At 70.2% G+C, this 13,181-nt stretch carries 10 protein-coding genes; 4 read left to right on the top strand and 6 right to left on the bottom strand.

Translation table 11 applies throughout. The annotated features are described in order from the left end of the window. Positions 1-3: 3 nt before the first annotated feature. The 5 genes from ACFVYL_RS03730 to polA all read right to left on the bottom strand — a co-directional run bounded on the left by ACFVYL_RS03730 (position 4) and on the right by polA (position 7,260). On the bottom strand, positions 4-1,002 hold the full coding sequence (locus ACFVYL_RS03730; RefSeq protein ID WP_389712675.1) for a DUF3068 domain-containing protein: 999 nt from the start codon (positions 1,000-1,002) through the stop codon (positions 4-6). Between the two features lie 20 nt (positions 1,003-1,022). Continuing rightward, positions 1,023-1,157: an SPW_0924 family protein gene (locus tag ACFVYL_RS03735; RefSeq protein ID WP_016639761.1), complete on the bottom strand. Its 135-nt coding sequence runs from the start codon at positions 1,155-1,157 to the stop codon at positions 1,023-1,025. 168 nt (positions 1,158-1,325) lie between these two features. Beyond that, positions 1,326-3,062, bottom strand: coding sequence for a lytic transglycosylase domain-containing protein (locus tag ACFVYL_RS03740; protein ID WP_389712676.1), 1,737 nt, complete (start codon positions 3,060-3,062; stop codon positions 1,326-1,328). Positions 3,063-3,274: 212 nt separating this feature from the next. After that, complete coding sequence (locus tag ACFVYL_RS03745) at positions 3,275-4,072, bottom strand: serine hydrolase (protein WP_389712677.1); 798 nt, start codon at positions 4,070-4,072, stop codon at positions 3,275-3,277. 524 nt (positions 4,073-4,596) lie between these two features. Continuing rightward, a complete protein-coding gene (gene polA / locus ACFVYL_RS03750) occupies positions 4,597-7,260 on the bottom strand; it encodes a DNA polymerase I (protein ID WP_389712997.1) in 2,664 nt (887 codons plus the stop codon). 235 nt (positions 7,261-7,495) lie between these two features. On the opposite strand from polA, the gene ACFVYL_RS03755 reads away from it, so the two are divergent. The 3 genes from ACFVYL_RS03755 to ACFVYL_RS03765 all read left to right on the top strand — a co-directional run bounded on the left by ACFVYL_RS03755 (position 7,496) and on the right by ACFVYL_RS03765 (position 10,931). Beyond that, positions 7,496-9,775 (top strand): FdhF/YdeP family oxidoreductase, encoded by a 2,280-nt coding sequence (locus ACFVYL_RS03755; RefSeq protein WP_389712678.1) that lies wholly within the window; start codon positions 7,496-7,498, stop codon positions 9,773-9,775. A 46-nt stretch (positions 9,776-9,821) separates the two neighbouring features. Continuing rightward, entirely contained in the window at positions 9,822-10,307 is a 486-nt protein-coding gene (locus ACFVYL_RS03760; protein ID WP_389712679.1) for a PaaI family thioesterase, read from the top strand. Between the two features lie 228 nt (positions 10,308-10,535). Beyond that, on the top strand, positions 10,536-10,931 hold the full coding sequence (locus ACFVYL_RS03765; RefSeq protein WP_389712680.1) for a hypothetical protein: 396 nt from the start codon (positions 10,536-10,538) through the stop codon (positions 10,929-10,931). 157 nt (positions 10,932-11,088) lie between these two features. Here ACFVYL_RS03765 and ACFVYL_RS03770 read toward each other — a convergent pair whose 3' ends face one another. Continuing rightward, positions 11,089-11,292: a hypothetical protein gene (locus ACFVYL_RS03770; RefSeq protein ID WP_389712681.1), complete on the bottom strand. Its 204-nt coding sequence runs from the start codon at positions 11,290-11,292 to the stop codon at positions 11,089-11,091. A 523-nt stretch (positions 11,293-11,815) separates the two neighbouring features. On the opposite strand from ACFVYL_RS03770, the gene ACFVYL_RS03775 reads away from it, so the two are divergent. Continuing rightward, complete coding sequence (locus ACFVYL_RS03775; RefSeq protein ID WP_389712682.1) at positions 11,816-13,069, top strand: branched-chain amino acid ABC transporter substrate-binding protein; 1,254 nt, start codon at positions 11,816-11,818, stop codon at positions 13,067-13,069. Positions 13,070-13,181 lie beyond the last annotated feature (112 nt).

Below are 13,181 nucleotides of genomic sequence, written 5' to 3' on the forward strand. Positions count from 1 at the left end.
GCCTCAGGCGTTGACCGGCTCCGGTTCGGGGTCGTTCTCCGCGGCCGGTGCCGGGGTGCCCGGCCTGCGGCTGCGGGCCTCCAGCCAGAGCGAGAGGGCGAGCAGGAGGATGCCGAGGGCGAGGAAGCCCCAGGGGAGGTACGAGGTGAGCAGGAGGACCAGGACGCGCTGGGACTTGACCAGGTCGACGGTGTCCTTGATGTAGTCCTCGCGCATCTTCACGTGCCCGGCGAAGACCGTGACCTTGTCGCGGTCGCCCAGGAGGGTGCCGCCGCGCAGTTCGTTCTTCTGGATCTCCTCTCCGTAGACGGGTGCTCCGGTGGTCGGGTCGACCCAGAATTTGCGGACGGTGGTGTACCAGCGGGTCGTTCCGGTCTTGGCGAGGGACTGTGCGGTGATGCCCTTGACCGGCATCGTCTTGGGGAAGGGGACCTTGGTCCAGGGGATGGTCTGCTCGAAGTAGTAGACCTTCAGACCGCGGAAGTCCTGGGTGCCCTTGTAGTGGATGGGCCGGGTGATGCGGGCCTGCGCGTCGAAGTACTCGTAGTCCCGCTTCTCGGTGAGGAAGGGCCACTTGAACTCGATGCCCTCGCGCTTGACCGGGTCCCCGTCGACCATCTCGCCGGTGGCGTGCACCGGTTCCTGGCTGTGTGCGTCGAAGATGTAGCGCTCGGGGATCTTGGAGACCATCTTGCCCTTGTCGTCCTGGACGTAGGAGAGGGCGTCCCAGACCACGACGTCGCGGTCCGCGCTCTTCTCGATCTTCCCGGATGCCTCCACGTTGCCCTTGAGGGTCTGCACGATGGTGACCTTGTCGATCTTCTTGGCCTTCATGGTGCCGTAGTCGATGAGGGTCGGGTTGTCCGCCTCGAGGACCGCCTCCTGGTACTGACTCGGCGGGATCTTCGCGAGCCGCGGGAAGGCGTACCAGCGCATGAGCGGGGACATGGCCGTGCAGAACACGGCGATGGCGAGCAGGACGAGGCTGGCCTTGCGGCGCATCGCGGCGGCCCTCCCTACGTCTATGGGTGCTTGGGGACAGTGGTGAGGAGCGGCTCGGGGGATGTCTCGCCCGGTGGGGCGCCGATCGCCGTGATGGTCAGGACCAGGGCGAGCGCGACGGCGAGACCGGTGGCGGCGGCGATGAGGGCGCGCATGCGGGGCCTCCCGATTCGGCTTGCGGCCGGAACTGATAGGTCGTCAGGCCGGGCACCGTAGCAACGGACGAGCGAGATGAGAACACGTCGCACAACACGGACCGCCCCTCCGCCGTGGTGGGCGGAGGGGCGGTCAGGAGGACTCGCGGCGGCCGGGCGGCCGTAGGGTCAGGCGCTCGGCGTCCCGCTCGGGGAAGCACTCGGCGAGGCGCTCGGGGACGCGCTGGAGGAGTCCGTCGGCGACGGCGTCGCGTCGGGCTCGGCGGCGGCCACCTTCAGTTCGACGGTGAGGGTGGCACCGCCGTCCGTGACGATCCGCAGGAGGTACGTGCCCGCCGCGTCGTCCGCGTACATCTTCGGGAGCTTCAGCCGGCCGTTCGCGTCCGTCCTGAGGCCCGTGAGCGTGCGGACCGGCTTGCCGTCCGCGCCCTTGAAGTAGGGGCCCTTGTCGTTGGCGGTCGCGTCCGTCGCCGACTTGACCATCGTGGCGGTGGCCGCGACGCCGTCGGCCGCCCTGCCCTTGTACGTCGCCTTGACCTCGACCCGGTCGGCGAACTCCTTGCCCGGCTCGCAGACCAGCGGCTTGTCGCCGGTCCTGGCGACCGCGTCGGCCAGACGCGCGGTGACCTCGGCGTCGAACTCGATGCCCGGCAGCGAGCGGCCTATGACGGTGGCAAGGACGGTGAACTTGCCCGCCTTCTCGCCCGCTTCGAGCCCGGGGGCGGTGGCCTTGCCGGTGGCGCCCGTGGTGACGACGACGCTCCTCGCGCCGCCCGCGAAGCGGGTGTCCGTGGCACCGACGACGCGGAACTTCACCTTGACCTTCGGCACGGAGGCACCCGACTCGGACTCCGCCCGCACCGCGACGCGCTCGGTGAAGGCGTCGCCCGTCTTCGCGACGAGGTCACCCGTCCCGGCGTTGGCCAGGACGTCGACCCGCTCGGTCGGCGAAGGGCCGGGCTTCTCGTGGCCGCCCCCGTGCGGCGGCTTGGAGTTGGTGTCGCCGGGGCGGGTGCCGGACTCCTGCCCGCCGGTCTTGTCGTTGCCGGGGTTCGGCTTGGGCTTGGGCGACGGGGAGAGCGGCACCGTCGGGCCCCGGGTGTCGCTGCGGTCGTCCGGCAGGGTGCCCGAACCGTCCGGGATCTCGTGGGTGCCCTTGCGGTAGAACTCCAGCCACGACAGGACCGTGTTCAGGTACTCCGTCGAGTGGTTGTAGCTCAGGATCGCCTGGTGCAGGTCGTCCTCGACGGACAGGTCGCGGTCGCCCCCGCAGAGGTAGTAACCGGCGGCGAGCGCCGCGTCGTAGATGTTGTTGGGGTCCTTCTTGCCGTCGCCGTTGCCGTCCCGGCCCGAGGTCGCCCACGTCGACGGGATGAACTGCATGGGGCCGACCGCGCGGTCGTGCGTGCTGTCCCCGTCGTACGCGCCCTTGTCGGTGTCGGTGATCTTCGCGAAGCCGTTGCCGTTCAGGACCGGACCCAGGATCGGCTTGACCGTGGTGCCGTCCGCGTCGACACGGCCGCCGCGAGCCTGGCCCGACTCGACCTTGCCGATGGCGGCGAGCAGCTGCCAGGGCAGGTTGCAGCCGGGCTTGTCGGCGTGGAGAGCGGCCTCGGCCTTCTTGTACGCGTCGAGCACGGTGGCCGGCAGGCCCGCCTCATGGCCGCCGGTCTTCGGCGGAACGGGGCTCTGCAGCGGTGGCAGGTCGGTGTAGTACGGGGAGTCACCCGTCGCGGAGCCGTCGGGCGACTCCGCGGTGTCCGAAGAGCCCGCCGCCCGCTCACCGCCGCGCGGTACGTCCGTCACGCCCGGAGCCTGCGACGCGGCGAGGGCCGCCACTGCCGCCGCGGCCACCGCTGCGGTCATCGTTCCTCTGCGCAGCCGCCTGCCGAATACCGGCGCCATGACCGAGCCACCCCTCCCCTTGTGGCGGCCGTTGCGCGCCGCCCCCACCTCCGTGCACGCGTTTTCCTGCGTACACGCCTGTTGTCGTAAGCCCGCACATTCCAGTGAGTCGACTCAGGCGACACTACGACAACTTCGGGTGCCCAGACACCCGTTCGTGCCCGGTTTTTACCAGTTGCCGTGTGGCCGCGACAAGTCTGTTACGCGGCGGGTTACGGAGTGGGCTCCCCGCCCTCGCCCTCCGCCGGAGCGGAGCCGTCCGGAACCTCGCTGATCTCGCTCTCCGGGGTGAAACCCTGACTGAGGGCGCGGCCCTTGTTGAGGCCCCGGTGCACCGCCTGGGCGATGCGCTCGATGGTACGCACTCCGTACGACATCGAGGGGTTGTCGTGCGAAAGGACGACGATCCGGTACGTGCGCCCGTCACCGGTGAACGCGCCGACGCTGTGCACGCGCCAGCCGTGCGCGGCCCGGGGCAGCCAGCCGTTCTTGAGATGCGCCCGGATGCCGAGCGGCACGCCCGCGGGCACGCCCCAGCGCTGGTCGCGCCGCACATCGGCCAGCTGCCGCAGCCCGTACGCACGCGAGCCGGGCCCGAGGACACCGCGGGCCTCCGTGAGCGCGCCCAGCAGCCGCAGCTGATCGACCGCGGTGGTGCGGGTCAGCCCCCAACGACCGTACGAACCCAGGGTGGTGGCGGTGGTCCCGACGCGGCGCAGGAACCGGGAGAGACGGGACCGGCCGAGGTCGCTCCAGAGCCGCCCGGTGGCGTTGTTGTCCGACACGGTGATCATCGGGCGGATCTTGCGGCGCTCCCAGTCGGTGAGGCCCCGCCCCCACTCCTGCGCGCGACGCAGGGCGGCCTCCATCACCAGCACCTTGACGACGCTGGCCGAGTCATAACGCCGCCGGCTCGCGAGATCACAGACCAGCCCGGTACGGGTGTCGCGCACGGACACGGAGACGGTGCCCCGCCGGGACGACAGCGCCGCCCGGATGTCCCTGGACATCCGGGCGGCGAGAGCACGGTCACGACCCGCCCTGCAGAGCGCTGCGCCCTGCCGCTGGCCGGCTTCGGCGGCGACGGCCGGTATAGGAGCAAGAAAAGCCGTAGTCAACGCCGCAGCGAGAGCCGCGCGGCACCTACGCAGGTAAGAACCCATACCCACATCCTGTCCCCCGCCTCACGCCGAGGGCCCTCCACCGGGGGCCACGCGAGTGAGACACCGCGACGCAGGGCACATGAGGTAGGGCCGCGCCCCCACAGGGGCGCGGGGAACTGCGCGCGCAACCACACCCAACCCGCAGGTCCGAAGCACCCCGGAAGGGGCGCGAGGAACTGCGCGCGCAACCACCCCCAACCCGCAGAGGCGAAACACCGGAACACCCCCGAAGGGGCGCGGGGAACTGCGCGCCCAGCCACCCCCAACCCGCAGGTCCAAAGCACCTGAACACCCCCGAAGGGGCACAAGGCGGTGGTGGGGCGCACCCCGGCGGGGGCGCACCCCACCCCCCGCTCCCCGGCCCGGGAGGGCTAGTGCGCTGCGGATTCCCAGTCCGCCCCCACCCCCACCGAAACATCCAACGGCGCCCGCAGCTCCACCGCTCCCGCCATCTCCCTGCGGACCAGCTCCTCCACCTTCGCCCGCTCGCCCGGCGCGATCTCCAGGACGATTTCGTCGTGGACCTGCAGCAGCATGCGGGAGTCGAGCTTCGCCGCGGTGAGCGCGCCGTGCACGTTCAGCATGGCGATCTTGACGATGTCCGCGGCCGTGCCCTGGATCGGCGCGTTCAGGGCCATCCGCTCGGCCATCTCGCGGCGCTGGCGGTTGTCGCTGTTGAGGTCGGGGAGGTACCGGCGGCGGCCGAGCATCGTCTCCGTGTAACCCGTCGCGCGGGCTTCGTCGACGGCGCGGCGCAGGTAGTCCCGTACACCGCCGAACCGCTCGAAGTACGTGTCCATCAGGGCGCGGGCCTCGCCCGCGTCGATGTTCAGCTGCTGGGAGAGGCCGAACGCGGACAGACCGTACGCCAAGCCGTACGACATCGCCTTGATCTTGCGGCGCATCTCCGCGTCGACCGCGGAACCGTCGACACCGAACACCTGCGAGGCGACCGTGGTGTGCAGGTCCTCGCCGGACGAGAACGCCTCCAGGAGGCCCTCGTCCTCGGAGAGATGGGCCATCACGCGCAGTTCGATCTGGCTGTAGTCCGCGGTCATGAGCGACTCGAAGCCCTCGCCCACGACGAAGCCGCGGCGGATCGCCCGGCCCTCGTCCGTGCGGACGGGGATGTTCTGCAGGTTCGGCTCCGTGGAGGAGAGCCGGCCCGTCGCCGCCACCGTCTGGTTGAAGGTGGTGTGGATGCGGCCGTCCGTGGCGATCGACTTGATCAGGCCCTCCACGGTGACGCGCAGCTTCGCCTGCTCGCGGTGGCGGAGCATGATGACCGGCAGTTCGTTCTCGGTCTGGGCCGCGAGCCAGGCCAGCGCGTCCGCGTCCGTGGTGTAACCGGTCTTCGTCTTCTTCGTCTTGGGGAGGTTCAGCTCGCCGAAGAGGACTTCCTGGAGCTGCTTGGGCGAGCCGAGGTTGAACTCGTGGCCCGCCGCGGCGTGCGCCTCCTTCACGGCCTGCTGCACCGCGCCCGCGAACTGCTGCTCCATGGCCTCCAGGTGGGCGCGGTCCGCCGCGATGCCGTGCCGCTCCAGGCGGGCCAGGAGCGTGGACGTCGGCAGCTCGATGTCGGCGAGCAGATCGCTCGCGCCGACCTCCGTCAGCTTCTCGCCGAAGGCCGTACCCAGATCGAGGATGGTGCGGGCCTGCGACATCAGGGAGTCGGCCTCGGCCCGGTCGTCCTCCTCCGTACCGAAGGCGAGCTGCCCGTCGGCGGCGGAGGCGGGCGCCAGCTCACGGCCCAGGTACTCCAGGGAGAGCGCGTCGAGGGCGAAGGAGCGCCGGCCCGGCTTCACCAGATACGCGGCGAGAGCCGTGTCCATGGTGACGCCGTCCACGCTCCACCCGTGCTCGGGGAAGACCCGCATCGCGCTCTTGGCGTTGTGCAGGACCTTGGGCTTGGTGGGGTCGCAGATCCAGGCCGCGAAGGCGTTCTCGTCGGCCTCGTCCAGGGTCGACGGGTCGAACCAGGCTGCCGCCCCGCCCGCCGCGGCCAGCGCGATCTCGGTGACCGTGCCCGTGCCGAGCGCCCAGGTGTCGACCGTGGCCAGGCCGAGGACCGCCTTGCCGTGCTCGGCCAGCCACGGGGCCAGCTCGCCCGCGCCGAGCACCGTGCCGTCCAGCTCCACGCCCGGCTCCGCGGGGGTCTGCTCGGCCTCCTCCGCGCCCGGGTCGACGGCGAGGAGCCGCTCCCGCAGCGAGGGGTTACGGATCTCCAGGGTGTCCAGGACCATCGCGAGCGCCGTACGGTCGTACGGAGCGCGCTCCAGGTCGGTGACCGTCTTGGGCAGTTCGACGTCGCGGACCATCTCGGTCAGACGGCGGTTGAGCTTGACCGCGTCCAGATGGTCGCGGAAGTTCTGCCCGGCCTTGCCCTTGACCTCATCGGCGCGCTCGACGAGGTCGGCGAACGAACCGAACTGATTGATCCACTTCGCGGCGGTCTTCTCACCGACACCAGGGATGCCCGGGAGGTTGTCCGACGGGTCGCCGCGCAGCGCCGCGAAGTCGGGGTACTGGGCGGGGGTCAGGCCGTACTTCTCGGTGACCTTCTCCGGGGTGAAGCGCGTCAGCTCCGAGACGCCCTTCGTGGGATACAGCACCGTCACGTGGTCGGTGATCAGCTGGAAGGAGTCACGGTCACCCGTGACGATCAGCACCTCGAAGCCGGCCGCCTCCGCCTGTGTGGCCAGGGTGGCGATGACGTCGTCCGCCTCGAAGCCGTCCACCGCGAAACGCACCGCGTGCATCGCGTCGAGCAGCTCGCCGATCAGCTCGACCTGACCCTTGAACTCGTCCGGGGTCTTGGAGCGGTTCGCCTTGTACTCCGAGAACTCCTCGGAACGCCACGTCTTGCGCGAGACGTCGAACGCCACCGCGAAATGCGTGGGCGCCTCGTCGCGCAGCGTGTTCGCCAGCATCGACGCGAAGCCGTAGATCGCATTCGTCGGCTGGCCCGTCGCGGTCGTGAAATTCTCCGCGGGCAGCGCGAAGAACGCCCGGTACGCCAGGGAGTGCCCGTCCATGAGGAGCAGGCGCGGACGCTGCTCGCCGCCCGCCTTGTGGGCCTTCGTCGCCGCGGTCTCGGACTTCTTCTTCGATGCTGTTTCTGCCACGTCCCCGATCCTGCCACGCCCCACTGACACTCCGGCCCCGTGCCGCCCCTGAGCCCGGCATTGTCACCGTCGCGTGGGAGGATCGAGAGAAGGCTCACGCAGCTGGGAGCCGTAGCCCACGCAGGTCCTCGAAGGGGAGCCGACCATGGCAAGCAAGCCGCCCAAGGGCGATCCGGTCCAGGACGCGCCGCAGGTCGCCGAGGCGCAGCACGCGGCCGCGGGCCTGCCCGCCATCGGTCACACGCTGCGGGTGGCACAGCAGCAGATGGGCGTGCGGCGCACGGCGCTGACGCTGCTGCGCGTCAATCAGAAGGACGGCTTCGACTGCCCCGGCTGCGCCTGGCCCGAGCCGGACCACCGCCACAAGGCGGAGTTCTGCGAGAACGGCGCGAAGGCGGTCGCCGAAGAGGCCACGCTGCGGCGCGTCACGCCCGACTTCTTCACCGCCCACCCGGTGGCGGACCTCGCCACCCGCAGTGGGTACTGGCTGGGACAGCAGGGCCGCCTCACCCACCCCATGTACCTCGCCGAGGGCGCCGAGCGGTACGAGCCCGTCTCCTGGGAGCGGGCCTTCGACATCGTCGCCGAGGAGATCGAGGCACTGGACTCCCCCGACGAGTCCGTCTTCTACACCTCGGGCCGCACCAGCAACGAAGCGGCGTTCCTGTACCAGCTGTTCGCCCGCGAGCTCGGCACGAACAACCTGCCCGACTGCTCGAACATGTGCCACGAGTCGTCGGGCTCCGCGCTCACCGAGACCATCGGCGTCGGCAAGGGCAGCGTCCTCCTGGAGGACCTCTACAAGTCGGACCTGATCATCGTCGCCGGGCAGAACCCGGGCACGAACCACCCGCGCATGCTCTCCGCCCTGGAGAAGGCCAAGAACAACGGCGCGAAGATCATCACGGTCAACCCGCTGCCCGAAGCCGGCCTGGAGCGCTTCAAGAACCCGCAGACCGCACAGGGCATGCTCAAGGGGACCGCCCTCACCGATCTCTTCCTGCAGATCCGCCTCGGCGGCGACCAGGCCCTCTTCCGCCTCCTCAACAAGCTCATCCTGGAGACGGAGGGAGCCGTCGACAAGGACTTCGTCCGCGAACACACCCACGGCTACGAAGAGTTCACCGAAGCCGCGCGGGCCGCCGACTGGGACGACACCCTCACGGCCACCGGCCTGGAGCGCGAGCGCATCGAGGAAGCGCTGCGCATGGTCCTCGCCTCCGAGCGCACCGTCGTGTGCTGGGCGATGGGACTCACCCAGCACAAGCACGCGGTGCCCACCATCCGCGAAATCGTCAACTTCCTCCTGCTGCGCGGCAACATCGGCCGCCCCGGAGCGGGCGTCTGCCCCGTGCGCGGCCACTCGAACGTGCAGGGCGACCGCACGATGGGCATCTTCGAACGCCCGGCCCCCGCCTTCCTCGACGCCCTGGAGAAGGAGTTCGGCTTCGCCCCGCCCCGCCACCACGGCCTGGACGTCGTCCGCGCCATCCGGGCCCTGCGCGACGGCAAGGCGAAGGTGTTCTTCGCGATGGGCGGCAACTTCGTCGCCGCCTCCCCCGACACAGAGGTCACCGAGGCGGCGATGCGCAAGGCCAGGCTCACCGTGCACGTGTCGACGAAACTGAACCGCTCGCACGCGGTCACCGGCGCGCGCGCCCTGATCCTGCCGACGCTGGGCCGCACCGAGCGCGACCTCCAGGGCAGCGGCGAGCAGTTCGTGACCGTCGAGGACTCCATGGGCATGGTGCACGCCTCACGCGGGCGCCTGGAGCCCGCGGGCAAGCACCTCCTGTCCGAGCCCGCCATCGTGTGCCGCCTCGCGCGCCGCGTCCTGGGCAGCGCGTCGCACACGCCCTGGGAGGAGTTCGAGAAGGACTACGCCACCGTGCGCGACCGCATCGCGCGCGTGGTCCCCGGCTTCGAGGACTTCAACGCGAAGGTGGCACACCCCGGCGGCTTCACCCTGCCGCACGCGCCCCGCGACGAGCGCCGCTTCCCCACCGCCACCGGCAAGGCCAACTTCACGGCGTCCCCCGTCGAGTACCCGGCGCTCCCGGAAGGCCGGCTGCTGCTGCAGACCCTGCGCTCCCACGACCAGTACAACACCACGATCTACGGCCTCGACGACCGCTACCGCGGCATCAAGAACGGCCGCCGCGTCGTCCTCGTCAACCCGCGGGACGCGGCCGACCTCGGCCTCGCCGAAGGGTCGTACGCCGACCTCGTCAGCGAGTGGCAGGACGGCGTGGAGCGCCGCGCGCCGGGCTTCCGGATCGTGCACTATCCGACGGCCCGGGGCTGCGCGGCCGCGTACTACCCCGAGACCAACGTCCTGGTGCCGCTGGACGCCACCGCGGACACCAGCAACACCCCTGCCAGCAAGTCCGTCGTCGTACGCCTGGAACAATCGGCGCTCGACTGAGCGTTCGCTCAGCGACAGGTGACGACGAACGGACGGAGCCGGGCCCATGGGCGAGCAGCACAGCGTGAAGTTCCCGCAAGAGGTCATCGACGAGTACGCCGCGCTCGGTGTCGACCTGCCCTCCCTGTTCTCGGCGGGGCACCTCGGCACCCGCATGGGCGTGCAGGTCCTGGAGGCCTCGGCGGAGCGCGTCGTCGGCACGATGCCCGTCGAGGGCAACACCCAGCCGTACGGGCTGCTGCACGGCGGGGCGTCCGCGGTCCTCGCGGAGACCCTCGGCTCGGTGGGCGCGATGCTGCACGGCGGCGTCGACAAGCTCGCCGTCGGCGTCGACCTGAACTGCACGCACCACCGCGGCGCCCGCTCCGGACTGGTCACGGGCGTGGCGACGCCCGTGCACCGGGGCCGCTCGACGGCCACGTACGAGATCGTGATCACCGACGACCAGGGCAAGCGCGTCTGCAGCGCCCGCCTGACCTGCATGCTGCGCGAGGCGACCCCCGAGACGGGCTCGGTCGCCTCGGCCGGCTGACGCCCGACGGAGGGCACGCCCCCCCCGCGACGCGCCCGGACTCGCCGCGGGGCTGCGTGGACAGCATGGGGGGCGACCGGCGCAGGGGGCGGACCGGGGCAGGCGGCAGACCGAAGCAGGAGGCAGGCGGCGGACCGGGGCAGGTGCAGCCCCGCCGCCGGCGGAGCGCAGCCCGGAAGGCCCGCCCAGCTCATTGTCGGAGCGGCCGCCGCGCACTAGCGTCTCCACATGAGGCACCGGATATCGCTCTGTGCGCTCGCCCTCACCGCCGTCCTCGCCGCCGGTTGCGGAAGCTCCGGCGCCGATGGCCCCGACGCGGCCTCCGGCCCCCGCACCTCACCCGCCTCCGCCGGCGCCACGCCTCCCGCCCGCCTCTGCGCCACGGTCATCACCAAGTGGGCCCGGCAGATTTACGACGCGGGCGACACGGGTTACGGCGACTACCAGTCGATGGGGCTGTCCAACGGGCAGTACATGATCCTGCGCGACATCCTGGACGCCGCACGCACCGAGCGGCGGCGTGAATCGAAGGACGCGGGACGGGAGTTGATCGCCCGTCAGGCACGGGAGAAGTGCGCCGCTCGCTATCGGCACGGCGGGCCGAGCGGCGGGCCGTGGGTGTGAACGCCATCGGACCGGTCGAGCCGGGCGAAGACACCTACGACCACGAGCGGGCCCTGCCGCGCCCGGCGGCCCGCACCGCACCGCACCGGCTGCGCCACCGCCGTACCGCACTCGCCGCCTGCGCGGCCGCGCTCGCGGGCGCCGCCGGAGTCACTCTCTACCTGACCCGACCGGAACCGCCGCCCGAACCGCCCCCGCCCTGGCCGTCGCAGAGCGTGGCGGTGACGTACGCGGGCCGGATGTCGCATCCCCGGCCCGGGGACCGGAACTTCACCTTCAGCGTCGCGTTCGCGCAGGAGTCCGGTCCGCCGACGACCGTCCGGCGGGTCTCCCAGCCGTCGGCGGCCCTTTCGGTGAGCACCTCCCCTCCCGCCCCTTTCACGCTCACATCCGGATCGCCCCGGAAGTTGATCATCACGATGCACATTCGCGAATGCGGAGAAGTGCCCCGGAATGCCAGCCTCCCTTTTCTGGAGGTAACGCTGCGTAATACCCGCGCAAACGAGAGGCAGAGTTACATCCTGGGTCCGGAATACGCGAATGATCTTTCCGGGGCTCTCACCGCCGCATGCCCACGAACACCGCTGTCATGAGTAAAAGGACTTTACAGTCCTGCCGGATGCCCTGGAGATTCTCAGCATGCGGATCCGTCGAGATCCACCGAACCAGGCCATATTCAGCCCCAACCGCCCCCCGTGTTCCAGCCCGGAATACTCCGTGGCATAACAAGAGCGTCACAGCCTTGGTCCGACCACTCCACCAGGAACAAAGCGGCCCTTAGAGTCACGGCCAGTCACCGCGCCCACCGGATTCCTGTCAGTTCGGTTCCGCGCTCGACTCGGCATCCCAACAAGGGACAGCCGTGCCAGGGGAAAGGACTGATCGTGCGTCAACGTTCGCTCATAGCCATCACCGCTGCACTCACCGCGGGGGCTCTCACCCTCACCGCCTGTGGCTCGCGCGACGACAAGGACGACGGAGACGAGGCCGGCGGGGGCGGCACCACCGTGGTCATCGGCGTCGACGCGCCACTGACCGGTGAACTCTCCGCACTGGGCCTCGGCATCCGCAACTCCGTCGACCTCGCCACCAAGCAGGCAAATGAGAAGAAGTACGTCGACGGCGTCACGTTCAAGATCCAGGCACTCGACGACCAGGGCCAGCCCTCGTCCGGCCAGACGAACGCCACCAAGTTCGTCGCCGACAAGAGCGTCCTCGGAGCCGTCGGCCCCCTGAACTCCTCCGTCGCCGAATCCATGCAGAAGGTCTTCGACGACGCCAAACTCGTCCAGGTCTCCCCCGCCAACACCAACCCCGCCCTCACCCAGGGCCCGGACTGGAACGGCGGCAAAAAGGCGCGCCCCTACAAGTCCTACTTCCGCACGGCCACCACCGACGCGATCCAAGGACCCTTCGCCGCCCAGTACCTGTACAACAAGGCCAAGAAGAAGAAGGTCTTCGTCGTCGACGACAAGAAGACCTACGGCGCCGGACTCGCCGCCACCTTCAAGGACGAGTTCACCAAGCTCGGCGGCAAAGTCGTCGGCACCGAACACATCAACCCCGACACCAAGGACTTCGGCGCCGTCGCCACCAAGATCCGCAATTCCGACGCGGACCTCGTCTACTACGGCGGCGAATACCCCCAGGCCGGACCCCTCAGCAAGCAGATGAAGCAGGCCGGCTCCAAAGCCCCCCTCGTCGGCGGCGACGGCATCTACAGCGCCGACTTCATCAAGCTCTCCGGCAAGCAGGGAGTCGGCGACTACGCCACCTCCGTCGGCCAGCCCGTCGAAGAACTCCCCTCCGCCAAGGAATTCATCGCCAACTACAAGAAGGCCGGTTTCAAGGAGGCCTACGAAGCCTACGGCGGCTACTCCTACGACAGCGCCTGGGCCATCATCGAAGCCGTCAAGAAGATCGTCGACGACAACGACGGCAAGCTGCCCGACGACGCCCGCACCAAGGTCATCGACGCCATGAAGGACGTCTCCTTCGACGGCGTCACCGGCAAGGTCTCCTTCGACCAGTACGGCGACGCGACCAACAAGCAGCTCACCGTCTACCAGGTCAAGACGACCGACCCCAAGACCGGCTGGAAGCCCGTCGAGTCCGGCACCTACGCCGGGTCCAACTGACGCACGACCCGCAGCCCACGACAGACCGCGCGGGGCGCTCGCACACCAGCGCCCCGCGCGGCGTCGCATCCGTCGCACCCGTCACCAGGAGCGTGCGACCGCGCGCAGGCCG

The organism is Streptomyces sp. NPDC058308 (assembly GCF_042880275.1).
GTDB lineage: Bacteria > Actinomycetota > Actinomycetes > Streptomycetales > Streptomycetaceae > Streptomyces.